Annotated in this window: 21 protein-coding genes; 17 read left to right on the top strand and 4 right to left on the bottom strand. The window is 58.6% G+C overall.

The window, feature by feature from the left end; genetic code table 11:
* Positions 1-5: 5 nt before the first annotated feature.
* Complete coding sequence (locus IPM39_13955) at positions 6-1,301, top strand: hypothetical protein (protein ID MBK8987160.1); 1,296 nt, start codon at positions 6-8, stop codon at positions 1,299-1,301.
* Here IPM39_13955 and IPM39_13950 read toward each other — a convergent pair.
* On the bottom strand, positions 1,262-2,062 hold the full coding sequence (locus IPM39_13950; protein MBK8987159.1) for a sulfotransferase family 2 domain-containing protein: 801 nt from the start codon (positions 2,060-2,062) through the stop codon (positions 1,262-1,264). The two genes, IPM39_13955 and IPM39_13950, sit on opposite strands and share 40 nt — an antisense overlap.
* A gap of 149 nt (positions 2,063-2,211) precedes the next feature.
* On the opposite strand from IPM39_13950, the gene IPM39_13945 reads away from it, so the two are divergent.
* The 13 genes from IPM39_13945 (at position 2,212) to IPM39_13885 (ending at position 21,424) form a co-directional block, all read left to right on the top strand.
* Complete coding sequence (locus IPM39_13945) at positions 2,212-4,788, top strand: glycosyltransferase family 39 protein (GenBank protein ID MBK8987158.1); 2,577 nt, start codon at positions 2,212-2,214, stop codon at positions 4,786-4,788.
* A gap of 131 nt (positions 4,789-4,919) precedes the next feature.
* Entirely contained in the window at positions 4,920-7,013 is a 2,094-nt protein-coding gene (locus tag IPM39_13940; GenBank protein ID MBK8987157.1) for a hypothetical protein, read from the top strand.
* Positions 7,014-7,159: 146 nt separating this feature from the next.
* Positions 7,160-7,864 (top strand): class I SAM-dependent methyltransferase, encoded by a 705-nt coding sequence (locus IPM39_13935; protein ID MBK8987156.1) that lies wholly within the window; start codon positions 7,160-7,162, stop codon positions 7,862-7,864.
* Between the two features lie 99 nt (positions 7,865-7,963).
* Positions 7,964-9,751: a hypothetical protein gene (locus IPM39_13930; protein MBK8987155.1), complete on the top strand. Its 1,788-nt coding sequence runs from the start codon at positions 7,964-7,966 to the stop codon at positions 9,749-9,751.
* On the top strand, positions 9,684-10,514 hold the full coding sequence (locus tag IPM39_13925; GenBank protein MBK8987154.1) for a hypothetical protein: 831 nt from the start codon (positions 9,684-9,686) through the stop codon (positions 10,512-10,514). Before IPM39_13930 ends, IPM39_13925 begins: the two co-directional genes overlap by 68 nt.
* A gap of 131 nt (positions 10,515-10,645) precedes the next feature.
* A complete protein-coding gene (locus tag IPM39_13920; protein ID MBK8987153.1) occupies positions 10,646-11,953 on the top strand; it encodes a glycosyltransferase family 2 protein in 1,308 nt (435 codons plus the stop codon).
* A 266-nt stretch (positions 11,954-12,219) separates the two neighbouring features.
* Complete coding sequence (locus tag IPM39_13915) at positions 12,220-14,286, top strand: glycosyltransferase (GenBank protein ID MBK8987152.1); 2,067 nt, start codon at positions 12,220-12,222, stop codon at positions 14,284-14,286.
* A 22-nt stretch (positions 14,287-14,308) separates the two neighbouring features.
* Positions 14,309-14,962 carry a hypothetical protein gene (locus IPM39_13910; GenBank protein ID MBK8987151.1) on the top strand — a complete coding sequence of 218 codons (654 nt, stop codon included), beginning with the start codon at positions 14,309-14,311 and terminating at the stop codon, positions 14,960-14,962.
* The gene (locus IPM39_13905; GenBank protein ID MBK8987150.1) at positions 14,962-16,200 is read left to right on the top strand and encodes a glycosyltransferase family 4 protein; all 1,239 of its coding nucleotides are present in this window, start codon (positions 14,962-14,964) and stop codon (positions 16,198-16,200) included. Before IPM39_13910 ends, IPM39_13905 begins: the two co-directional genes overlap by 1 nt.
* Positions 16,200-17,447, top strand: coding sequence for a glycosyltransferase family 4 protein (locus IPM39_13900; protein MBK8987149.1), 1,248 nt, complete (start codon positions 16,200-16,202; stop codon positions 17,445-17,447). The genes IPM39_13905 and IPM39_13900 overlap by 1 nt, the downstream gene beginning before the upstream one ends.
* A gap of 92 nt (positions 17,448-17,539) precedes the next feature.
* Positions 17,540-18,430: an ABC transporter permease gene (locus tag IPM39_13895; GenBank protein ID MBK8987148.1), complete on the top strand. Its 891-nt coding sequence runs from the start codon at positions 17,540-17,542 to the stop codon at positions 18,428-18,430.
* Between the two features lie 2 nt (positions 18,431-18,432).
* Complete coding sequence (locus tag IPM39_13890; GenBank protein MBK8987147.1) at positions 18,433-20,028, top strand: LCP family protein; 1,596 nt, start codon at positions 18,433-18,435, stop codon at positions 20,026-20,028.
* A 67-nt stretch (positions 20,029-20,095) separates the two neighbouring features.
* Entirely contained in the window at positions 20,096-21,424 is a 1,329-nt protein-coding gene (locus IPM39_13885; GenBank protein MBK8987146.1) for an MFS transporter, read from the top strand.
* A 21-nt stretch (positions 21,425-21,445) separates the two neighbouring features.
* On the opposite strand, the gene arfB is transcribed toward IPM39_13885, so the two are convergent.
* Entirely contained in the window at positions 21,446-21,874 is a 429-nt protein-coding gene (arfB, locus tag IPM39_13880) for an aminoacyl-tRNA hydrolase (GenBank protein MBK8987145.1), read from the bottom strand.
* Positions 21,875-22,202: 328 nt separating this feature from the next.
* Between arfB and IPM39_13875 the strand changes: the two genes are divergently transcribed.
* Together IPM39_13875 and IPM39_13870 are read left to right on the top strand one after the other, a co-directional pair.
* On the top strand, positions 22,203-23,144 hold the full coding sequence (locus tag IPM39_13875) for a metalloenzyme domain-containing protein (GenBank protein MBK8987144.1): 942 nt from the start codon (positions 22,203-22,205) through the stop codon (positions 23,142-23,144).
* Between the two features lie 51 nt (positions 23,145-23,195).
* A complete protein-coding gene (locus IPM39_13870; GenBank protein MBK8987143.1) occupies positions 23,196-23,702 on the top strand; it encodes a flavin reductase family protein in 507 nt (168 codons plus the stop codon).
* A 45-nt stretch (positions 23,703-23,747) separates the two neighbouring features.
* Here the strand turns inward: IPM39_13870 and IPM39_13865 are convergent, their stop codons facing one another.
* Positions 23,748-24,002 carry a DUF983 domain-containing protein gene (locus IPM39_13865; protein MBK8987142.1) on the bottom strand — a complete coding sequence of 85 codons (255 nt, stop codon included), beginning with the start codon at positions 24,000-24,002 and terminating at the stop codon, positions 23,748-23,750.
* Between the two features lie 108 nt (positions 24,003-24,110).
* Positions 24,111-24,659: a M48 family metallopeptidase gene (locus IPM39_13860; protein MBK8987141.1), complete on the bottom strand. Its 549-nt coding sequence runs from the start codon at positions 24,657-24,659 to the stop codon at positions 24,111-24,113.
* Positions 24,660-24,868: 209 nt separating this feature from the next.
* On the opposite strand from IPM39_13860, the gene IPM39_13855 reads away from it, so the two are divergent.
* Positions 24,869-25,792, top strand: a complete 924-nt coding sequence (locus tag IPM39_13855; protein ID MBK8987140.1) for a PAC2 family protein — start codon at positions 24,869-24,871, stop codon at positions 25,790-25,792.
* Positions 25,793-25,811 lie beyond the last annotated feature (19 nt).

Raw genomic sequence — 25,811 nt, 5'->3', positions numbered from 1 at the left:
GCAGCATGTCTGTCTACGCTTTTCAGCTTGTCAGCACATTGGCATGGGTTGTTGGGTGTACGGCCGTTTTCTTCTGGCTTTTGTGGAAACGGCCGTCTCGTTTGCCTGGGCCGGTCACAATTTTGCTGTTGGCCTTGTTCATCCGCATTGTGCCCGCTCTTGTCTTACAGCGTGGGGCATTATACGAAATAGGCGTTTTTCGTCTGGCGGCCGACACCTTCCGCGAAGGCCAGAATATCTACCACCTGCCCGTCGCCCACCCCTATCTGCCCATGCAGCTTTATTGGTTTATTGCCGCCGATTGGCTGACAGAAAACGTCGGGCTTTTTTTTGAGTTTTGGCTCAAGAGCAGCAACATCCTGGCCGATGTGGGCATTACCTGGCTGTTGATTCGCGGGCTGGGCCACAGGTACAGCCCGCAGATTTCCCGCCTGGGCGGCCTGCTGTATGCCGTTAATCCGGTCACGTTGATGGTCGTCTCTTACCAGGGGCAGTTCGACGCCACGACGATGTTTTTTGTCATACTGGCCGGGTATCTGTATGAATTTTACCGGCAAAAACCGTATGGTCTGTCATTGTCGGCCGCCGCGCTGGGACTGGCAATCCTGAACAAGACATGGCCGCTGCTATTTCTACCGATTATACTGATCCGCTTAACAGATTGGCGCACACGGTTGCAGTACACGGCCGTTAGCGCCTTCATGCCATTGGCGGGGATTGCCTTTTACGAAATCTTATTCCCCAACAGCGTGTACTTTATGCTCCGCCGGGGGATGTCGGCCGGTTCCATCTCTGGCTGGTGGGGGTATTCAGCCGTAAGCAATGCCATCATCGAGCTGACAGGCCGCGGCGAAACTGTCCATCAATGGTTCAGCCAATACGGAAAACTCATTGGGCGGTTAGCCGGGTTTGCCACCATTTATTTCACGCGCAAAACTTCCGCGGCAGAAGCACTGCTGGCAGCGATATTGGCAATGTTTGCTCTGGTCCCCAACCTGGGTGTACAGGGGTTATCCTGGATTGTGCCCCTGGCAATTTTGCTGCAATTGTATCGTCCTCTGGGCTGGTATGTGGGCGCGGCCAGCGTGTATATGGTCATCGCTTACTGGCTCTTGCATCTGGTGGGACGTGGTTATGGTCTGTACACGATTGTGCCCCATCTGTATATGGATGTCTTTATTCAGCTGGCTTCGTTGACCATCTGGTTGGTCATTGTGGGATGGAACTGGCAGTGGTGGCGCAGCCACTGGCAGCGCAGCCATTATCCGTTGGTCAGCAGCCGCGCCGCTTCACCGCCGTAATAAGTCAGAGGGCGCAGCAGCCGATTGAGGCGCTGAAAGCGGTGCAGGACCGCCTCGCTGCCCAGGGTGGCCCACTGATTGGCAAAAAGTTCCCGGCCGTAGGCGACCAACGCCTGATCATATTGGTTAACGGCCGTTACCGCGACCCGCGCCGCCTCATCCACCGACAGCCGGTGTTGGCTGACATTACGTTCGGCATAAAAAATATTACGCCAGCCAAAAAGCTGTCGCATCAGCAGCAGCGATTCATCAAACCGCTCCGTAAGGCCCACCAGCACAAATGTCTCCAGGTTTTGCCGGGCGCGCTGCAAATGGTCTGGGGTCAACTCGCCATAGGGCACGGTGTAAAGAACCCCGGCCAACATGCGCGTCTGTCCATTATCCATCATCACGTCTATCCCCGAATTGGCAAACTCGGCCAGACTCATCTGGCGGCGGCGAATCGCTTCGTAGCAGTAATGCTCGCGGATGCGCCGCGCATGGCCGTAATAGGAAATGGCGCGGGCGACCGGATCGCGCAGCATGGTGAAGTATTGGGCCGATCGGGGCAGAAAAGCCGCCGCACCCATCTCCACATGCCCCATCAGCAGGCGGATGTCGGCGCGCTTCGCTTCCGGCCATTGCTGGAAGGCCAGCCAGCCATCAGGCTGTTGGTCGGTGTGATATAGTTCGGCCAGGCGGTAGTGGCGGCGGATGATGCGATGCAGGGTAGACCCGGCCGTTTTAGGCACGTGCAAGAAAATGAGTGGACCTGTTTGCATAGCCGATTATTATAACTCAGGTAAAGAATGGGGTAAGGTTGTTAAGAAACATTGCCAGTCTCTGACGCTCTTTGTACTATTGGGACGATAGAGTGACGGGCGTCGCAACACCCAACGCCTGCTCTGACGGGTAAATTCTGAGTAGCTTGATGACATTTTTGCAGGCTCCGACTCTTGTGGTTTTGCTGTTTATCGCCGTGTTTTTGCTGGCGGTGGGCGCTGCCCTGCTCGTGTGGGGCGGCCGGAACGCAGCCGAGCAGACGGCCGCAGCCCCCCTGGATTGGCTGGAAGCGCTGTTTGCCGCCCTGATGACGGTGGTGACGCTGACAGGCTGGCTGGCGGTTCTTCTGGCTTCGCTGGGCCGCTTTTCGCTGCTGACATTGGCCCTGCTGCTGTTGGTGGCGATGGGTGTAGTCTGGTGGTGGCGACGGCCGTTTCTCCGACCCCGTTTCCTCCCCCTGACCCGGCACGAAATGGTTTTGCTCGTCTTATTACTCGGCTTTGCCATCCTTTATTTTCGTCCCCACGAATACATTTTGGGCAGCAACGACGCCGGAACCTACATGAACATTGCCGCCACAGTGGCCCAAACCGGCGACTTTGTGCTGCACGACGAATGGACCAGCTTTTTGCGCCAATACGCCGATGTCACGCTGCGGGAGCAGCCGGGCCATCTGCAAACGCGCTTTCTGCAATTTGTCGGCTGGTATATTGACGACGCCGATGCAACGCGGCTGATTCCGCAGTTCTTTTTGTTTCATCCGGTCTGGCTGGCCGTTGGTATTAGCGTGGGTGGCATAACCGGAGGACTGCTGCTGACCCCGCTGTGGAGCGTATTGGGTCTGGTGGCGGTTTATCTGTTGGCCCGCCGACTGTTCGACAGGTCTACGGCTTTGTTAACGGCCGTCCTCCTGGGTATCACCCCGACCCACCTTTATTTTGCCCGCTACCCCACCACGGAACCCCTCACGCTGCTGCTCATCTTCACCGGCTTGCTGGCCTTGCAGCACATTTGGGATGATGCCCAGGCGCGGCCGGCCTGGGGCGTCCTGGGCGGACTGGCTTTGGGCAGCGCCGTGCTAACACGCATTGACCTGCCTGTTTTCGTCGTGGTGGTGCTGGCTGGCCTGCTGATTCGCTGGCGACAAGGGCGTTGGACGGCGGCGCTAACGGTTTATACGGCCGTTCTCGGCGCCTTCCTGATTCACGCTACCCTATCGGCCGTACTCATCAACTGGCCTTACACTTGGAACACATACAGCAGCATGATTCGCATCTTCAGCCGTTCTACGCTGGTAGTCGGCGGAGCCAGCCTGCTGTTGGTTGGCCTGGCTGTCGGTGGGTGGGTATGGCGCAAGGGGTGGGTAACGGCCGTTGATATACAAAAAATCTTGGGGGCCACCACGACGCGCCGTATTCTGGCCCTACTGCTCATTTTGCTGAGCGCCTATGCCTATTTTCTACGACCAATTGTGGAACCGGTCCAAATTTCTTACAACGTCTGGCCCAGCGGCAGCGCCATTCCCTACACTGACGGGCAAAATTGGCTGCGCCTGGGCTGGTATCTGACGCCGTTGGGCATCCTGCTGGCAACTCTGGGGGCGGCCTGGCTGGTGGCCCAAAGTTCCTGGGACCGGTATGGACTGTTCCTGAGCCTGGGAGTGCTGACCACCGCACAGTACGTATATCGCATCCTCAACACCCCTTACCACATTTATGCCATGCGCCGCTACGTGCCGATTGTGATCCCCATGTTGGTGCTGTATGCGGCCGTGCTGATTATAGCCGTGACCAAAGCCCGGCCCGATTGGCGCTGGCGGGCGGCTGGCGGGCTGCTGGCGGTCGCGCTGGCGGTCGGGCTGCTCTACCAGGGGCGTTATGTGCTGCCCGTGCGCGATTACCACGGTGCGGTGGCGCAGTTGGAGATGCTGCACGGCCGTTTAAACCCAGACGCCATCATCCTCATCACCGAACCGGCCAGCACGGTGTTTGCCGATACGTTTGGCGTGCCGCTGCGCTTTTTATACGGCCACGATATAGCCACTATTCGCCAGGATGGGGCGGCGGCGCAGCTGTTTGTGCAGGCATTGCTGGCTTATGCGGCCGAACAGAAACGGCCGTTACAAGTAATCGCCCTGGACCCGATGATGACGGCCGTGCGCCAGCAGCTTGTGTTGCAGCCAGTGGCTTTTGTGCCCATCTGGTTATCCCACCTGATGAATACCTTCACCGATTACCCGTCCGTCGTCCAAACCGCCTATTATGGTCTGGAGATTTATGACGTGGTGGGGGAAAGGGAAACGGCCGTTACCACCCCTACCCTCCCCCTGACCATAGACGTGGGCAGCCTGGACACATCCTATATTCATGACGATTTTTATTACAAAGAGCCTCTGCGTGGCGAAACCACCATGCGCTGGACCGGCGCATTGTCTACGGTGGACATTCCCCTATCGGCCACACCGGCCACGCTTACCATTCGCGCGATGATCTACCGGCCAGAAGGCGTGCCCGCGACGCCGGTGAATGTGTTGGTAAACGGCCAATCTATCGGCCAATTCATCCCCGGCCCCGAATGGAATACTTACAGTTTCACCATCCCCCCCGGACAGGGAACCGGCGCCCTCCAATTCCAAAGCACCCCCTTCAACCCCTCCGATCTGCAGCTAAGCGGCGACGGCCGTGACTTAGGTTTTCTTCTCGATTGGATACAAATCGCTCCATAACACACACAACCTAATTCCTATTGTCCTTAAACCGTTGCGCTTTACAATGGAAACATACGCCCTGTAATGTAAAGGTAACAAAGAATTAGAGGTGAAAGATGACAATCCGTAAAAGAAGTACCTTATTCGTAATGGCAATCCTGTTAATCTCTGCAACCATCTTTCTTGTCAGCACGCCATCTATTACAAAAGCCGAAGTAACCGGCAACACCTGGCATATCTCGCCCACCGGCGCAGATAGCGATGACTGTGGTTCCACCACAGCACCCTGCCGCAACATCCAAATCGCCATCGAAAAAGCCAGTTCAGGTGACACCATCAAAGTCGCCGCCGCCACATACACCTACATCAGCGCTAGTGACCGCTGCCAGCAGTGGTATGGCACAACAGGCGTCTTGTGCATTGATCGCAAGCAAGTCACTTTGGTTGGCGGCTACACCGCCAGCAACTGGAACACGCCCAATCCAACGGCCAATCCGACGATTATTGACGGCCAAAACACCCATCGGGGTGTCTTTGTTCTGGAAACCACCGCAGGGCCTACCGCGCTGACGATGGAAGGATTCACCATCCGCAACGGTCTGGCCAAAGGTATCCCCGCCCGTGGCGGTGAGGACGCCATCTTTGCGTTTGGCGGCGGCATGTTTGTAGACCGCGCCCAACTCACCCTGCGTCACGTCATCTTTGAAAACAACAAATCAGTAGGCGAAAACACGTCTACCGCTTATGGCGGTTCCGGCAGTGGTGGTGGTCTGGCGATGCGTGGTTCGCCGTATCTATCCATTTTGGAACATGTGACCTTTCGCAACAACGAAGCGCGCGGGGGTGTTGGTCCTGAACGAGGCGGCTTAGGTCTTGGCGGAGGCATGTATACCTACAGATCCAACTCAAGAAGTTACTATCTCACATTCACCAACAACCTGGCTCAGGGCGGCAGTTCCAACGGCAGTGGGATTAGCATCGGCGAAAAAGCGGATGCGCAAGGGGGTGGGGTGGCGGTGCAAATTGGTTGCAACAGCGAGTTTCATAACCTGACGGTGACCAATAACCAGGCTCTCGGCGGCAATGCGCCCAACGGCAGCTCCGGCGGCGCTTTTGGCGGCGGTGTCTTTTCTGAGCAGGCCAGCCTCGTCGTGACCGATGCGCTCGTCCAGAACAACCTGGCCCAGGGCGGCACGGGCAAAAACAACAGCAGTCCGCCATTTAGCATGGGCGGGGGGATCGCCACAGATGCGTCCACTCTGTTGGTGGATCGCTCGCAAATACTCGGCAATACGGCGCGAGGTGGCAGCAGCACGTTTTTGGCCGGACCGGGCGGTGGTGGTGGTATTGCCGTGCAGCGTTTAGCCGGCAGCACGCTGACCACCATTCATAACACCATTATCGCCAACAACACCGCCAACATGGGTGATGGCCCAGACAAATCGGCCGGTGGTGGTGGCGGCGGCCTGTACTTTAATGGCGCAGTGGCTACAGTAGAACATTCGACCATTGCCAACAATGTGTTGGGCACTTCGCCAATGCAGGGAATTGGGGCGCTGGTTTTTGGCTACGCGACGGCGACTCCGGCCAATGTAACCATCAAATATTCTATTATTGCCAACCATACAGCCTATGCGGGAGCGGCAGCGCTGCATACCCAGGCAGGAAGTGCGTTGACGTTAAACACGGGTTTGTTTGATGGCAACACGGTTAATATAATCGGTGCGGCCAATGGCACAGAAACGATGATAAGCGGACTGGCCCGGTTTGTTGATGCGGCCAATCTGGATTTCCATATTCGCAGCGATTCGGCGGCGATTAATGCGGCGGCGCAAAGCACGGCCGTTTTAGATGTAGACGCCGAAACACGCAATGTGCAGCGGGACATTGGGGCGGATGAGTATGTGCCGCTTATCCCAGAGATTACGGCCGTATACGCCATCCCCACCAGCAGCAGCGCCATTCGCGTGCAGTGGCAAACCATCAACATGGGTGGCGCGCTGCACCATTACACCCTGACGGTGACCTGCCCGCCCGGCGGCAGCGCCCCCAACCAGATGGCGTGCAATGCGCCGACAAACATTGGCACAGTAAACAGCTATCAACTCACCGGCCTGACCAACTTTAAGCAATACAGCTTTAAAGTCGAGGCTTATGACGCTGGCAATGCTCTGCTGGACACAAAACAGGTAACGGCCGTGCCCACCAATATCTTTGTCATGTTACCAATCGTGCAAAAATAAGCGGGTGGTGGGTGGCCGCTAGACCGGCCACCGGCCGTGTCATTTGCCTTTTTGCCCCAACAGGGGCATAAATAGCACCAGTAACCAATTTCGGCACAGCGCCACATGGACGGCGCTGTGCCGAATCTGTTAATGAGGGGCAGGCTATGAAAAATCGGCAGATACAAATCAGGCTCTGGCTGAAGAAATTGACGCGGATTGGGGTTTGCGCGCCACCCAGCAAAGCGGTGAAGGTGCATGATGTAAGCGCATTCTATTATCAATTTAATCTAGATTCTCTCCAGGTCATCACCACGGCGCCCGTTTCCATGTCGCGGGCCGAGCGTTTGTTGTTGTACACGCTGGTTTTTACCCTGCGGCCCACTTATTGTCTGGAAATTGGCACGCTGTATGGTGGCTCGGCCCTGATTATGGCTGCGGCTATGGAGAGCTTGCAAAACAACGGCCGTATCTTTTGCGTAGACCCAGAACCACAAATCAACCCGGAGCATTGGCGGCGGTTAGAACCCCGCACAACCCTGCTTAAGGGGAGATCGCCAGAAATTTTACCTACGGCGCGGGCAGTGGCCGGCGCGCCCTTCGACTTTGCCCTGATTGATGGCGATCATGATTACTACAACTGTTTTTACGATGCCGAAGCGCTGCTTCCCCTTGTTTCCGACGGCGCTTATTTGCTGTTTCATGACTGCTTTAACCCTCTCGTCAATCGGGCGATAGATGATTTTGGGCGCAAGTACGCCGGTCAGATTTTGGATATTGGCCCAATGACCCGCGAGATCACCAGCGAACTGCTGCCCACCGGCGAATCTGTGCCCTGGGGAGGGATGCGCCTGGTCCAGGTGCGCCGCTGAACTGCCATGTCTGCCAGTCGTTGGGTAACTGCAACCTCCCGGTTTAGGCGTTTCGCCAACCGCCTGCCTCTCCTTCAAAACCCCTTCATGGAGCATTTGTTGGCTGGTGGCTGGTATTTGCTACTGGCAACGGCCGTTACCTGGCCGCTGGTTATCCATTTCACCACCTCAATTCCCGGCGCGCTAGACGCACAAGACGCCATCGGCATGTTGTGGCACGCCAAAGAAGTGGCGCACGGGCACGAATCGTTGTTCTACCTGTCGCGCCTCTATGCGCCGTTGGGCATCACCACCCTGACTCATTCCATTGGCCCGGTGTTGGGTTGGCTGGCGCTGCCATTCTGGTTTGGTGGCGCGACCACAGCCTATAACGCGGCCGTGCTGATGGGCCTCTGGCTAACGGGCTGCGCCATGTATTTGCTGGCCCGCAGCTTGGGGCTTACCTGGGGCGCTGCCTTGTTTGCCGGTACACTGTTCCTGATGGCTCCCGCACACCTGGTAGCCGTGACCTCAGGCCATTTGGGGAGTGTGTTTCTGGGGCTGATTCCGCTCACGTTGTGGTCTTTAAACCATGCGCTGCAATCACAATACGGCCGTCGCTGGCTGCTGCTGACGGCCGTTCTCTTTTTGCTCACCCTGCTGCATTCCGGGCTGCAATTTATCTTTGTTGGATTGGGGGCCGGCGTGTTTACCCTGCTGCGCATTTTGGCCACACCCGCGCCAGAACGCACGGCCGTCATCCAACGCGCCAGCATAACCGCTTTGTTGGCCCTGGCAGCCACGGGTTGGCTGTTGCTGGCAATCTGGCGTATCCCGCAAACAACGGGGATTGAAGTGAGTAAAAGCATCGAATCATGGCGCTTTCAGCCCGACCTGGTGCAATTTTTCCTACCCGGCAGTAGTACCAGTTGGTTAGGGCGGCGCTTTGTGGCCGATTGGCTGCGGCCGTTTCAGTCGGCGGAGACGGAGACGGCCGTTTACATCCCCTGGACCATCCTTTTCCTCAGCGGTGTCGCCTACCAGACCGGGCACAAAACCATCCGGCAGTGGCTGTGGTTCGGTTTGGTCTTCATCCTCCTGGCCTTTGGACCCAGCCTCAGAATACTGGGACAAACAGAATGGACAACCTACAACCTGCATATCCCCATGCCCTATACCTTTCTCACCTCTCTGCCCGGCATGGACTTTTTGCGCACGCCGGGGCGGATGATGGTGATGGCCCACCTGGGACTGGCCATGTTATCTGGGTGGGGATTGGTCCGGCTGACGGAGAAGGTATCAGGGCTGTGGCGTTTGGGGGTAACGGCCGTGTTCTTTGCCCTCCTCCTGCTTGAAACCTGGCCCGGTCAATGGTTATCCTTTGCGCCGCTGCGCCCCCTACCCGATTTTTATGCGCAAATAGCCACAGATCCCGAACAATATAACGTCTTCGACCTGCCCATCCGCCCTTACGCCAAACCCACCTACGATAGTTCCTACATCACCTACTCCTCCCATTACCAGATGTACCAAACCACGCATGGCAAAGGCATTGCCTCCGGTTACGTAGCGCGTGTTTACGACCCCCACCCCCTCTTTGGGCACGTCATCAGTAACAAAGTCTTCAACTTCGCCATGCAGGATAACGTGCTGCTAAACCACCAACCGGCCAATCGCTATACCAACATGTTGTATGAACTGGCTTCCAACAACTATCGCTATGTCGTCTTCCACAAGCCACAGATGGCCTACCGTAACTACCAACCCGGCGCGTGGGGAGAGCAAGTGGCGCTGGAGTTCATCGCCGAAGTGTTCGGGCAGCAGCAGCCCATTGTAAACGATGACCTGGCCACGGTTTTACGAAGTGCCGTCAATCGTCACACTGCAACCCAACATCGCCCTGATTGACGCCGAAAAGTGGACTTATTCTCCCGTTCGCCTGCACATTACCTCACCATCACCTCAGGTAGCGCTGCTAGAAGTGCAGCTAAATCACATCCGCAACGATCAGGATCAGGAGTTGCCAGGCAGCCATACCCTGACATTGAACATGGGCGGCACCACTGTCAGCGCCGAGATTGAAGCGAGGCGGATGATCACCCTACCCATTTTCCTGGAAGCGGGTGTGCAAACAATGGTCATGGATTGGCATGAAACGCAAGGCATCTCGCCGGGCGCCTATATCGTCTCGTTGGATAGAATCCATTTGCTAACTCAGGCGATTCCCTACACCACCCAACCGGCCGCCAACGACATGCTGCTGGTCTACGGCAATGGCTGGTATGCGCCAGAAGCGTGGGACGCTTCTGGCGATGCCTGGCGTTGGGCAAAATCGCCGGCCGCACTTTGGGTCTACAGCCCTACCCCCAGGCAGGTGTTATTGGAAACAAAAGTCGGCGCAGTTTACGATGCGGCAGCGGCCAATGGGTTAGGAAATGCCGGTAATTTTGCCGTGAAGGTAAACAACGGCGACCCGCTGCATCTGGCAGGGCACATGGATCAACCCTTTATTGTGGCGGTCGAGGTGCAGGCGGGATGGAATGAAGTTGTGTTCGAGCTTGAAGCAGGCAACTTCCGCCCGATTGACGTGACACCGGGCAACGGGGATTTACGTGAGCTTAGTTTTGCTTTGCGGGCGTTTGTTGTCTCATCTGCTAATGATGAGGGATGAAAAAAGCACTGCCGTTCTCGCCCCACCCCTCCCATTGTTACTATGATGACTCAGGCAAAACGGCCGTTCCTCCGTTGACCATGACCATGCAGCTCTACCGTTTTGCCCGCCCCACTCAGACAAGGTAACATATGGATATGAAAATTTCCGTCATCATCCCTGTCTGGAATGGCGCGGCCGTCCTGCCCGGCTGCCTGGAAGCGCTGGCCGCCCATGCCGACGATTCCTTGCAGGAAATCATCTGCGTCAACAATGCCTCCACCGACGACTCGGCCAACATTGTGGCCCAGTTTGCGCTGGTCCACCTGCTCGATCAGCCGGTGAACCTGGGCTTCGCCGGCGGCGTCAACGTCGGTCTGGCGGCCGCCCAGGGCGACGTATTGGTCTTGCTCAATCAAGACTGCCTGGTCCATGCGGGCTGGCTCACGGCCGTTACCACCACCTTCACCCAATACAAAACCTGCGGCGTCGTCGGCGGCATCATCTACAACGAGGATGGCGCCATAGACCATACCGGCGCGCATATCAGCCAACCAGAGGGGTATGGCGTCCATGAAACGGCCGTCCGCTCCACCGATACCCCTTACCCGGTCGAATACGTCACCGGCGCCCTGTTCGCCATTCGCCGCCAGGCATGGCAAGACATCGGCCCCCTGGACGACGCTTTCTACCCTGGTTACTTTGAAGAAAGCGACTACTGCTACCGCGCCCGGCGGCTTGGCTACCAGAGCCTCTGCGCCCCTGGTGTGCAGGCCACCCACCTGCGCAGCAGCCGCGCCTGGCAGCAAGACCCCATCCGCCATAATGCCAACCAGCACCGCTCCCGCTATCGCTTCATCGCCAAGCATTTCAGCGCCACAGAAGTTGCCGCCTTCGCCGCCGCCGAAGAACGCGCCCTCGGCCAGCCAGACGTCCATCCCCACCAGACGATGGGCCGCTTACTGGCCCTGCGCGACACCCTGCGCGATCTACCGGCCATCACCGCCCGCCGCCAGCAAGATTTAGAGCAGCCGCCCACGCCAGAGCATGAACGGCTGCTCAGCGTCAGCTTTACCCACCTGCTGCACCGCGTCTGGGCGCGCGCGCATGAAACAGATACGGCCGTTGCCCACCATCGCGCCGCCCTACAACAAACCAAGACCCAACTCGACCAACTGCAACAACAACAATATGACTTGCTGCGCGCCATTTACTTCAAACACCCCCAAGACACCCAACCCGAATCCACCGCCCGGCGCTTGTGGCGGCGATTGGTGCTGCGCCCCCTCAGCGTCATCACTCTGCGGGACTATTTCCTCCATGCCAAATTGGGCTACTTACACGCTGCCTACCTGGATCAACTTACGCACCAACTTGCCCTCACGCAGCGCCTCCTGGAAACCCAAACCAACCAACGTCTAGAATTGCTGGAAACAGTCGCCGACTATGAATACCGCTGACCCCACCTTCTCCCTCATCGTCAACACCATAGACCGCGCCGGGCCACTGCGCACGCTGCTCTATGCCCTGGAACAGCAGTCTTACCCCCGCTTCGAGGTTATCGTCGTCGTGGGGCCAACCCATGACAATACCCTGGACACCCTGGCGGAATGGGGTGACCGGCTGCGCGTGCTGCGCTGCCCCACCGCCAACCTCAGCCAATCACGCAATATCGGGCTGCGCGCTGCCCACGGCGATATTGTGGCCTACATAGGACGACGATGCCGTGCCCAGCCACCATTGGCTGGCCCAGTTGGCCCGCCTGTTTCAGGACCCGGCGCTGGCCGGGACCGGCGGCAAGGTGTATATGATCCAGCCGCACAACCCGTTTGTGCATCACCATCTGGGCATTGCCTCTGGTCTGGCAGAGCAGGTAGACAGCCGCGCTTCCTGGCTGGACGACCAGCCGCCGCCTGGTAACGGCTATCAGTGGGTGGCGCGCATGATGGGGACCAACATGGCCTACCGCCGCCGCGACCTGCTGGAAATTGGCGGTTTCGACGAGTTTTTCCAGTGGGTCTATGATGATTCAGACGTAGCCTTACAGTTGGTTAATGCCGGAAAGCTGGTTCACCCGGTGCGCCAAAGCGTGGTTTACCATGCGCCGGCCTCCAGCCGCAACCGGCAGGTGAACACGGCCGTTGGCAATTGGTGGATTCAGACCAAAGCGGCCGTTTACTTCACCGTCAAGCATGGTCAGCAGGGTGGCAACACCTGGCGCGATGTAGCCCTGCGCAGCCTGCACCTGTGGCACGGCCACCTGCTCTGGTACAGCCACCTGCGCCGCGCCGGCAAAATCACCGCCGGGCTGCATTGGCAAATGCGCGCCCAGGAGATGCGCGGCGCGTTCAGCGGCGCTTATCATGGCTGGCGGCAGAGTCGCCGCCCGGCCAATCCCCCTTCGCAGGAACTTATGTCTGGCACACACACCCCTATCCAACCCTTTCAACAGACCGGCTCCGTTTACCAAGCGACCGTAGATCCTATCAGCGGGCGACGGCCGTCCATCACCCTGCCCGACCCGCCCCTGCGCCTCTGCTTGCTCAGCATGGCCTACCCACCCGACCAATACGAAGGCGTTGGGCGGCTGACCAATCTCATGGCCCAGGGCTTGTTTGAAATCGGCCACACAGTCCACGTGATTACGCACGGCGAGAAAGATACCACTGCTTTTTACGATGGCGCTTATGTCCATCACACCCCCTACCAGCGGACGCGCTACGAACGTTACCGCTTCTTTCCGCGTCTGCACAACGTCCTCAATTACAGCCATGCCGTGTACGACAAAGTGCGCCAACTGCGGTTGAATGATGGCATCCAACTGGTGGATTCGCCCCTATGGCAGATAGATGGGTTGGTAACGGCCGTCTCCCGTGAAATCCCCGTCGTCGTCCGCCTGGTCACAGCCGCCAAACAGATCGCCGATCTACAAAGCGAACGCGACACCGACGCGCGACTGTTGGGCGAAATGGAACAAAGCCTCATCCAACACGCCACCCATCTTCTACCCAACACCCAGGCCACCTTCGACGCCGCCCGCAGCGTCTACAACGTCGCCGCCGCACCCGACGAATATACCATCGTGCCTTACGGCATTGTGCCGGCCCCAGAAGAAGCGGTGCGCCCCTTCGACCCGGACACCCCACCAGAGACGCTGACAGTGCTTTACGTCGGGCGGTTGGAAAAGCGCAAAGGCATCGCCGACCTTTTCGCCGCCATCCCCCAGGTGCTGGACCAGATTCCCCACACCCGCTTTGTCATCGTCGGCGCAGATAACAGCCACCAGGATGGCTTTCAGAAGAAACAGGGTTGTGATTATGTCACTTATTTCGCCCGCGCCTATCCGCAGTACCAGAGCCGCGTCACCTTCACCGGGGCTGTCAGCGATGCCGACCTCAACAGCCAATATCAGCAGTGCGACCTGTTTGTGGCCCCGTCGCTGTATGAATCGTTTGGCCTCATTTACCTGGAGGCGATGAATTACGCCAAGCCGGTCATCGGCTGCCGCGCTGGGGGCATCCCCGAAGTGGTCGCAGATGGCATAACCGGACTGCTGGTAGACCCGGAAGCGCCAACTCAACTGGCGGCAGCCATCCTGCGCCTGCTGCGCTCTCCTACGCTGCTGCGCGAGATGGGGCTGGCCGGCCGCCAGCAGCTTTTAGAGACCTTTACCCACGTGGCGATGGCCCGGCGCTTCGCCGCCGTCTACCGCCAGGTGATTGCCGCGCAAAAGCAAAGCTCTGGGAGCGCAGGCGTCTCGCCTGCCGGGGCGGACGGGACGCTCCCTCCCTAACCCCATTTTTATAGGAGTCGTGATGTTTTCATCGTTTACCGCCCAGGATATTCTGGACGACATTGAATTTGAATTGATGCAGGGCGCCATTTCCCACGATGATTTGGGGCGCGGCGTGGCAGCCATTAAGCAGTACCAGGCCAAACTGCGCGCCGAACTGCTGCAACCCGGCCAGCCCGCGCCCGATTTGCGCGAGGCGCTGGGGCGGCAGTTTCAATTGAACGACATGCTGCTGACGCTGCTGCAAGAAACGGCCGTCGCCCTGCAAACTACCAATCAACAATGGGAGAAGGCTGCCCGCCGCCACCCCCTGGCCCCACCACCCACGGCCAACGCCACATTGACGACAGAGTGGGACCCTTCTATCTGGCGCGACAGCCACAGCCTGCAAGAAACGGCCGTCGCCTCCCTGGACGTCAAACCAGATTTGCAGATGGCGACCACGCCGATCATCGGCCCATTTTTGCAGCGGCTGCGCCACGCCGCCCACATGCTGGTCATCTTTTACGTCAACAAACTGGCGCAGCGGCAAAAACAGGTCAACCACACCCTGGCCGATTGGCTGCTGTACCAGGATGGGCTGAACCATTACCAGGCGGAAGAATACGCCCACCTCCAGCGTCAGCTGGTCGAAATGCAGCAGCGCCTGGCAGCGTTGGAAAACCGCGACGGCTGATGCGCGTACTCATCCTGACCCCTGGCTACCCGCCCCTGCCCGGCGGCGGCGAGCGGTATGTCCAGGCGCTGGCCGCCCACCTGGCGCAGCAGGCGGTAGACGTGACGGTCGTCACCAGCCACGCCGCCCGTGAACGCGACTTGTGGCGCGGCGAAGACGGGGCGGTCGCCCACAGCCTGGAAGGTAACGTGACGGTCATCCGCTGCCCGATACGGCCGTTTCCCGGCGGTTGGAATGGACTGCTGGCCTACCGCAAGCTCATGGTGCTGCTCAGTTTGCTGCCCGGCGACCAATCCATCTTGTTGCAGCGCATGGCGCGGGCCATCCCCCCCATTCGCCGCCTGCCGGAAACGTTAGCGGCGCTGCCCGGCGCGTTTGACCTGGTGCATGGCTTCAACATTTCCTGGGAACAAGCCATGCTAACCGGCTGGCGGTACGCCCGGCAGCAGGGCATCCCCTTTGCCGCCACCCCCTTCATGCACTTTGGCGCGGGCGCTGACCGCGTGGCGCGCAATTCAACAATGGACCATCAACTGGCGATGCTGCGCACGGCCGGCCGCGTGCTGGTCTTAACCGGACTGGAGCAGGATGGCCTATGCGCCGTCGGTGTTCCGGCCAAAAACATCGTGGTGATCGGCGGCGGGGTGGATGCCCCGCCGGCTGTGCAAGCCGCCGCCGACCTTCCCGCCGGACCATATGTCATCTTTGTCGGACGGGCCAGCCACGACAAGGGGGCTATTCACGCCGCCCAGGCGGTGTTGGCGCTGCGCGGGCAGGGAACAACCGTTAACCTCATCATGGTCGGCCAGTCCACGCCAGAGTTTGACCACTTTTACCACCACCTGAGTCCAGAGCAGCAGATGGGCATACGGCCGTTGGGCATCCTCGACGACGGCCAAAAACATGGCCTGCTGCAGCACGCTGCCTGCCTGGTGCTGCCCTCGCGCATAGACTCTTTTGGCATGGTGCTGCTGGAGGCCTGGGCGCACGGCGTGCCGGTGATTGGCGCCCAGGCGGGCGGCATTCCGGCCGTGATAGACGATGAACAAAACGGGCTGCTGGTCCCTTTCGGCGACGTGCCCGCTTTAACAAAAGCCCTGAGCCGCCTGCTGACCGATCCGCCATTGCGGCAGCGATTGGGCGCGTGTGGCCGAGACAAAATCCAGCAGATGTATAACTGGGAGGCGACGGCCGTGCGCGTGTTGACCCAATATCGCTGTCTGCTCCAGGAAACCTGATGCGCCTTCTCCACGTTTTGCACCAATACCTGCCAGACCATGTTGGCGGTACGGAACTGTATACCCACTGGCTGACCAACGCCCTGCAACAGCAGGGGCAGCATCAGATCGCCATTTTTCATCGCCGCAGCGCCCCCGGCGCAGGACTAACACGCCGCGAAGAGGCGGGTATCGGCATTTGGTCGGCCTGGCATGAACCCTTTACCCCGGTAAACCGTTTCACGGCCACCTTCGCCGATGCGTCGCTGGCCGACAACTTTCGGCGCGTCTTGGACGCGACCCAACCCGACCTGGTACACATCCAACACCTCATGGGGCTGCCGGCGCAATTCTGCCATGAATTGCGGCGGCGGCGCATCCCGTATGTGGTGACATTGTGGGATTTTTGGTGGGTGTGCGCCAACGCCCAACTGCTCACCAACGACACAGAGGAGATTTGCGACGGGCCGCGCGCTTATCTGAACTGTGCCCGCTGTGCCCTGGCACGGAGCAATCGGCCGCAGTTTGCCCCGGCGCGGCCGTTGTTGGCGCTGCCATTGGCGCTGCGGGCGCTGCGGCTGCGTGGTGTGCTGGCCGGGGCAGCGCGCCTGATCGCTCCGGCCAATTTTGTACGCGACTGGTATACGGCGCATGGTGTGCCGGCTGAAAAGCTGGCGGTGATTCCGCCTGGCCTGGAATACCCGCCAGATTTGCGGCGGCGGCGAGGCGTGGAAGAGGGGGAACAACGGCCGTTGCGCATCGGCTACATCGGCGGTTTATCGCGGCAAAAGGGGGTTCACGTTCTCGTCGAAGCGTTCCAGGGCATGGCTGCCGACGCCGAACTGTGGATTGCCGGTGACCCCCAGTTTGATCCCGCCTATACCGCCCACCTGCAAACCCTGGCGACGCCGCAAGTGCGCTTCTTGGGCCGGTTGGACCGGGCGGCCATCTGGCAGATGCTCGCACAACTCGACCTGGTCGTGGTGACCAGTGTGTGGTATGAGACATTTTGTTTTGTGGTCTCGGAGGCGTTTGCCGCCGGCGTGCCGGTGATTGCCACCGACCTGGGCGTGCTGGCCGAGCGGGTGCGCCCCGGCGTGGATGGCTTGCTGGTTCCGCCCGGCGATGTGGCCGCCCTGCGCGCCGCGCTGCAGCAGATGCATCGGGAACCGGAGCGTCTGGCCGACCTGCGGCGCGGCATTCAACCAGTTCCCACGATGGCCGACCATGCCGAAGTCATCCGCCAGACGTATGTGGCGTCTATCTGACGCCCTGTCCTGGCGACCACAAATTATGAGTCCGCACCCGGCTAAGCTATAATGCGCGATGGTGGTAACGGCCGTTGCCACCGCAAACGATTATGACAACCAAGAGCAAAGAACAAACCATCTATTTCTACGATGCGGATAGTCGCTGGAATTGGCGTACCCGGCTGGACGAATTAATCCGTTATCGCTACCTGCTGCAAAGCCTGGTAGTCCGTAATGTCAAAGCCCGCTACAAAGACTCAGTTCTGGGCATCTTGTGGAGCCTGCTCAACCCCCTGGGGCTGATGTTGGTCTTCACCATCCTCTTTTCCGTCCTCAGCGGCGACGCCGCGCCGCGCCAATATCCCGTTTTTATCCTGGTAGGGCTGATTCCCTGGCGCTTCTTTTCCGGCTCGCTCATGAGCGGCAGCGTCGCCATTACCGGCAACAGCGCCCTGGTGAAAAAGGTGTATTTCCCCCGCGAACTACTGCCCATCACCTCGGTACTCACCGAGTTGGTCAATTTCCTCATCGGCTTCATCATCCTTATCGTTTTTCTGTATATTTCGGGCCTCGGGCTGACTATTTACGCGCTGTGGGTTCCATTCATTTTGCTGACGCAAATCACATTTTCCCTGGGCTTAAGCTTTCTGTTTGGCGCTATCAACGTTTTTTATCGGGACGTTCTGATGGTGCTGGATGTGGTGTTACAGGCGTGGTTTTTCCTGACACCGGTCTTTTATTCCTTTGATACCCTATTTGGCAGTTCCAGCACCCTCTGGGGCATTACCTTCAACCCCACCCAGGTGATGCGCTGGCTCAATCCGATGGCTTCTATTATAGATGGCTACCGCACGGTGCTGTGGGGAACCATCAGCAGCGAGGGCGCTGTGAGTATGAACCCTACGTTTCTGCTGCGCACATTTATCCAGTCTGTCATAATACTTGTCTTTAGTTACTTCATCTTTGTGCGTTCAGAACACTTGTTTGGCGAAAAGTTGTGATCATGGCAAATTTCAGCAACACTTCCCGGTTCAATTGGGCCTGGCGACCGGCGCTTTTTCTGCTGCTCCTCTTGCTGATCGCCGCCCTGCCCGCCTGCGCCGCGGCTGGTCAACCGACCGCCACACCAACCTCCGCCTCGTTGGCGGTGGTGCAACGGCCGTCCACCACCCCCACCGCTTCCCCATCACCAGAACCCAGCCACACGCCAGAAGCCGCGTCGGATACGGCCGTTCCCCCAGACGCCACCTCCGCTGCACCCCCGGCTACGGCAACTCGCCAACCTACCGCCACCCGCCAACCCACCGCCTCGCCTACCAGCCGGCCACAGCTAGACCCCACCCTGGACGCCACCGTCGCCGTTGGCTTCCTGCGTGAAGGCGAACCCACACCCAGCACACCCATCCCAACGGCCGTGCCCACCTTCGAGGTCCCCCGCGGCACCACCAACATCCTCCTCCTCGGCTCCGACAACCCCATCAGCGACAAGACCAGCGGCCGCACCGATACCCTCATCATCGTCACCATCAACCCCAATGGCCCCACCGCCTCGATGATCTCCCTGCCCCGTGACCTCTACGTCTACATCCCCGGCTACACCATGAACCGCATCAACACCGCCCTGGCGCGCGGCGAAGAAGTTGATTACGCGGGCGGCGGCATCGGCCTGCTCAAACAAACCATCCTCTACAACTTCGGCATCCCCATCCACTACTACGCCCAGGTAGACTTCCAGGGCTTCCAGGACATCGTAGACGCCATGGGCGGCGTAGACCTGGCCGTCAGCTGCGAGCGCACCGACTGGCGGCTCATCTCGCCCGAACTCGACCCCTTCGACGAAGAGAACTGGGAAGTCTTCACCCTGCCGGTTGGCGTCCACCACATGGATGGCGACCTGGCCCTCTGGTATGCCCGCTCGCGCCTGCTAGACCCCATGGCCGACTGGGGGCGCAATCGCCGCCAACAGCAGCTCCTGCGCGCCATGTTCAACCAGGGCCTCGAACTCAACCTCATCGCCGAACTGCCTACCCTCTGGTCCACCTACAAAAACACCGTCGAAACAGACCTGGACCTGGGACGACTGCTGCAATTAGCCACCCTGGCCCCGGCCGTGCGCCAAAACGGCATCCAAAACCTCTATCTGGCCGGCAAAACCCAATCCTGGGTCACGCCCGGCGGCGGCGCCGTGCAGCTGCCCGTCTGGGAAGGGCAGGGCATGATGCGCGACACCCTCCAGCGCCTCTTCCGCCCGCCAGACCTCAACCGGGCCACCCGACCGCCCATCTACGTGGAGATCATCAACGCCACCGACAACCCAGACATGGCCGTCCTGGCCGCCGACAATCTGGCCTGGCATGGTTTCCTCCCCGTCGTCGGTCCGGCCGAACCTCAACCCGGCGCGACTACCCAACTCAGCTACTACAAACCCAACTTCAAAGAATCCTACGACTGGTTGATCAGTTGGATTTTTAATCAGCCACGCGCCAATATTGAACTTGTCAGCGATGACAGTTACCCGTATGATTACCGCGTCGTCATCGGCGACAATTACAATCCCTGCCGACCACAACTTTATACGCCCGCAGCCTTTGGGCCATAACATGAAGCCTGCCAGGCTTCGCAAAACCTGTCAGGGCCAGCCACAGGAGACATAAAACGTGAATGTGATGAATGATCGCCGCGAAATCCGGGGTTGGATGATGTACGATTGGGCCAACTCCGCCTTTTCAACAACGGTTGGTACGGCGCTGCTCGGTCCCTACATCGCCTCACTAGCCGAATCCAGCCAGACGCCCCTCGCGTTCTTTGGCACACTGATCGAACCGGCCGCCATTTATCCGGCCAGCGTCTCCCTCTCCGTTATCTTACAAGTTCTTTTCCTCCCCCTGTTGGGAACCATCGCCGATTACACCAATCTCAAGAAACGGCTGCTGCTGCTGTTTGCCTACATCGGCGCGGCGGCGACCATGCTGCTCTTTTTGGTACACGCCGATATGCCGGTTTTAGGGACCAATGGCGCAGTGCTGTTGGGCAGCCTGCTCTTCATCACGGCCAACCTCTCCTTTGGCGCAGCGATCGTCTTCTACAACGCCTATCTACCCGACATTGCTTCGCCGGACAAGCGCGACGAAGTGAGTTCACGCGGGTGGGCGATGGGCTATTTGGGCGGCGGTTTACTGCTGCTGCTGAACCTGATTCTGCTGCAGGTGATGGATGATCTGGCCCTGGCCGTGCGCATCAGTCTGGCCAGCGCCGGTTTGTGGTGGTTGGTGTTTACCTACTTGTTCCCGCAGAAGCGGCTTATCCGGCGCGAAGCGGCGCGCCGTCTACCGGCGGGCACCAATATGCTGCGACATGGCGTGCAGCAAGTGTGGCAAACCCTGCGCGAGATGTGGCACACCTACCCCATGACGCTGCGTTATCTGGTGGCTTACCTGATCTATAACGACGGCATTCAGACAGTCATCGTCGTTTCGTCCACGTTTGCGGCTATTGAGTTGGGCATGGCCAGCGATTCGCTGCTGCTGCTGGTGCTGATGATTCAGTTTGTGGCCTTTGGCGGGGCGCTGCTGTTTGGTTGGCTGGCGACGCGCATCGGGGCCAAACGGTCCATTATGCTTAGCCTGTTCATCTGGTCGGGCATTGTTATTTACGCCTATGCCCTGGTTTACACGGAGACGCAGTTGTTTGTGGCCGGGGTGGTGATTGCCATTGTCCTGGGTGGGTCGCAGGCGCTTAGCCGTTCGCTCTTTTCGCAGATGATTCCGGCGGAGAAAGAAGCGCAATATTTTGGCTTTTATGAGATTAGCGAACGGGGTACATCGTGGATTGGGCCGCTGGCTTTTGCTGCGGCCGTGCAAATCACCGGTTCACAACGCATTGCCATTGTGCTGCTGATTGTCTTTTTTGTGGTGGGGCTGATTCTGCTCAGCGGCGTCAACGTGCGCAAGGCAATGTTGGATTCTGGTAATGACCCGGCGGGAGTGGTGTTGTAAGCGGTGACGATTGGCGATTGATCATTCCCATTGTTGGCCGCGTTCTTTTTTGACCTGGCTGCGCTGCTTTTTCTCGGCGAGGCGTTTTTCGACGGCGGCGCGATGGGGTTTGGTGACGCGGCGGCGTTTTGGCTCTTTGAGGGCGTCAGCCAGCAGCAGTTGCAGACGGCCGATAGCAATCTCCCGGTTTTGATGCTGGCTGCGGGTGTCCTGGACGTGAATTGGCAGCACGCCATCTTTATCGAGGCGCTGGGCTAACCGGGTGAGCAGGCGGGCGCGGGTGGCGTCGTCCAGGCTGGGGGATTGGGCGACGTCGAACAGCAGCGTCACCCGCGTTTCGGAACGGTTGACATGCTGGCCGCCTGGCCCGCTGCTGGTGGAAAAACGAAATTGCAGCTCGGCCGCCGGAATACTTAAACGCTCGTTGATGATGAGCAGGTTTTCGTCCATTATTCCCTAACCTGGATAAGCCAGAACCAAAAAGGGTTATCAAAGATTACACAGATTTCACAGATTGAAGATAAAAATCTGCGTAATCCTTCGCCAGACGCAGGACAAGTTCTGGGCAATCTTTGACTATATTCTTGTTGGCTGTACAAGAATTTGATTCGTGAAGTACTAAAGGTAATTCACTCTGTGGTAATTGGCAAGCGCCACATTCAAAGTATAAGAGTCACTATCCAGCCCTGCTGGGATTGCGCTGCGGAGAACAGGGATAATTTACAGGTTCAATCTCCGTGCCCTCCGTGCCTCCGTGGTGAATGGTGACGCAGAAGCTATGACGCAACTGGCCGATAAGCATGTACTCATCTTCTTTTTGGATGGGGTGGGATTGGGCGCCGCAGACGCGGCGGTGAATCCGTTTGTCACGGCCGTTCTCCCCTACCTCACCACCCTCTTTGGCCCAGACTGGTACCTGGCCGGTCCAGGCGAGACCATCCTCACCAACAAGGCCAGTCTGATTCCCACAGACGCCAATCTGGGGCGGCCTGGCCGACCGCAAAGCGCCACCGGCCAGGCCGCCATCCTTACCGGGCGCAACGTGCCGCAGCTAATCGGCGAACATTATGGTCCCAAACCCAATACGGCCGTTGCCGCCATCATCCACCAGGGCACACTATTCCACGAAGTGGTGCAGGCCGGGGGCCAGGCCGCCCTGCTGACTCCCTACCCGCCTGGCTTTTTTGCCGACGTAGACAGCGGTCGGCGGCTGCTGTCGGCTGTGCCGCTGGCGGCCGTTAGCGCCGGGCTGCCCTTAATGACGGCCGACGATCTGGTACACGGCCGGGCCATCAGCCCTGATTTTACCGCTCAGGGTTGGCGTGACCACCTGGGCTACCCCGACGTGCCTTTGTTGAGCCTGGCGCAGGCTGGGGCGCGGCTGGCCGCCCTGGCCCAAACGCGCCACTTTAGTTTTTTCGAGCATTGGCCCACCGATGTGCGCGGGCATCGCGGCACGTTGGCCGAGGCGGTGGCCCACCTGGAGATGGTAGACGCCGTGTTGGGCAGCCTGCTAGACGCCTGGGACGAGGAACACGGGCTGCTCATCGTCACCAGCGACCACGGCAACATCGAAGACAAAAGCAGCCGCAGCCACACGCGCAACCCGGCGCTGACGATTTTGGCCGGGGCGGGGCAGGCGGAATTGGCCGGCCGCATTCATGACCTGACAGATGTGGCAACGGCCGTTCGCGTTACGTTGGGTTTACCGCTAAAATAGAGATGGTTAGGAGCCGTGAACCATGCAGACAATCAAGGGGATTTGATCACCATGAGTATTACATCTGAGCAATATCGCAATGCGCTGCGCCATTTTCCGGCCGGCGTCACCATTGTCACCATCAAAGCACCGGGCCACAATACGCCGCACGGCCTGACGGTTTCGGCCTTTGCCTCCATTTCGCCGGAGCCGCCGATTATCATGGTGGCGATTGATCATCGCACCCTGGGGCGGGAAATGTTGCAAATTGAGGGCGCGGTGTTTGCCGTTAACATCTTGCCGCAGGATAAAACCGAGCTGTCTAATCGGTTTGCCTGGATTAAGGATGAGGATCGGTTTGCCGAGGGGAATTGGGGCACGGCCGTTACCGGCGCACCAGTTTTGCAAGATGCCTTAGCCTGGCTAGACTGCACCATCAACAACCGCTATGAAGCGGGAACCCACACCATCTACCTGGGTCTGGTCCAGGCCAGCAGTACCCCCCGCCTGGATGAGGCGCCATTGATCTATTGGAACCGGGGCTATCGCCGCCTGGCTTTAGAAAATCCAGGCGATTAGCGCCAGACCGGAAGGGTTTCGCCAAACGCTTGGGGCCTTTACAGTTCAGCGCGGGTCTAGCAGTTCGTCTATGTGCAGCCAGATGACCCGCGCATAAATAAAAACGGGGACGGCCAACAGCACGGCCAGCGTGCCCAGCAAGGCAAACAGGGTCATGGGTGGCAATTTCTGCCAATAAAGAAAAAAGCTCAACGGCCCCAGCACCACAAAATAGATCACATAGCCGACAAACACAGACATCATCCAATACCCTTGCTCCCGCTCGAACTGAATGCCGCAGTGGGGGCAAGTCTCGTTCATACGCAAGAAACGGCGATATACCGGCCCCTGGCGGCAGTGAGAACAACGTAAACGTAAGATAGAAAGAAACCAGTTCATGGATAGTTGTTAGTGGATAGTTGGGAGTAGTTAGTGGGGAGATGTTAAGGGGTCGTCGGTGGGGTCTTGGAGGCCGGCGGCCATGAGGTAGCCAATGGCGCGTTCGGTGAGGGGGTATTGGTTGACAAGCTGCCAGAAGCGACGGCCGTGATTGGCTTCTTCCAGATGGGCTAATTCATGGACAATCACGTAGTCGCGCACCCAGCCGGGCATCTCGGCCAGGCGGTCGCTCAGGCGGATGGTTCCGGTGGTCGGCGTGCAGCTGCCATACCGCTTGTGCTGGTTGCTAACATAACGTATGGACTGCCAGCGGAGACGGCCGTTAAAATACAACTGGTTTAACTGCTGCGCCCGCTGCGCCAACGCCGCGTCGCTCTGCGGGCTGGGGCGCAGCCGGCCAGCCAGTTGGCGGCGAAACTTCTCGATAATTGGGGCCAACGTCGCTTCATCCAGTCCGGCCGGCGCGCGCACCACCAACACCCCATTCTTCAACTCCGCGCTGACCGTCTTTTGTCGTTTGGCGCTGTATACCACCTTCACCGGCCAATCCGGCGCATTTGTGTCTGCTTGTGTAGCCATAAGGCACAAAGTATATGCCAACTACGCCTCTTCCGCGAAAAACGGTTAGAAGCGTGATAGAGAACGTATGGACAGGTCCCAAAACGCTGTGCCCTCCCCGTTGGCTTTGTTATACTGGCAAAAATAGTTGACCAATCGTTGAACCATATACAGTAGCAGCAGGGGCGTATGGCTATACGCACCTACTTGCAAATCGAAGGACACAACTTATGGACGATCAACTGCTCGATTTTCAGGAGATTCCTGTCGCCGCCAATATGGTGATGATTACCGGCTGGCGGCAGTGGGCCGACGCCGGTACGATTTCCTCGGAACTACCTGCCTACCTGATCCAAAAAACAGGTGCGCGCAAAATCGGCGAGCTGCGACCTGAAGGCTTTTACTTGTTTCAGATACCGGGAACCCACCATTTGTTACGGCCGTCGGTACAAATTGAGGACGGCGTGGTACAAGAATTGGAACAAAAGCGCAACGAGTTTTACTACAGCGGCGACGAACAACAAGGGCTGATCATCTTTCTGGGCGACGAACCGCACCTGAACGTGGAACGGTATGGCGAGGCATTGTTCAACGCCGCCGCCGCCCTAGGCGTGCGCCGCATCGCCGGCGTAGCCGGCGTCTTTGGCCCCACCCCATATGACAAAGACCGCCAGGTATCCTGCATCTACAGCCTGCCAGAGATGCGCGACGAACTGGAAGGGTACGCCGTGCGTTTCTCCAACTATGGGGGCGGTTCCAGCATAGATTCCTACCTGGTGGCGATGGCCGGCCGCAAAGGCATTGCCTATCTCACCTTTTACGCCTTTGTGCCTGCCTACGACTTCTCCCAATCCGCCTTGCAGCCGCGTGGCATTCAGATCGAGCGTGATTACCGTGCCTGGTTCAACGTGATGCAGCGGTTGAACCACATGCTAAACCTGGGGCTAGATTTGAAAGAACTGGAGAAAAACAGCATCGAAATGATGACGGCCGTTGACGCCAAAATTGAGGAACTAATCGAAGAACTGCCCGAGTTTAACATCCGCGACTACCTGGATAAGCTCGACGCCGACTTTGACGAGCTGTCCTTTGTGCCGCTGGACGACCTGTGGGAACAAGAACTGCGCGATATTTTTAAAGATATGGATGAATAACCGGTAAAAAACGGACGGA

The organism is Candidatus Leptovillus gracilis, assembly GCA_016716065.1.
Classification (GTDB): Bacteria; Chloroflexota; Anaerolineae; order Promineifilales; family Promineifilaceae; genus Leptovillus; species Leptovillus gracilis.
The sequence above is the reverse complement of the archived record's forward strand: the minus strand, read 5'-3'. Positions and strand labels throughout refer to the sequence as shown.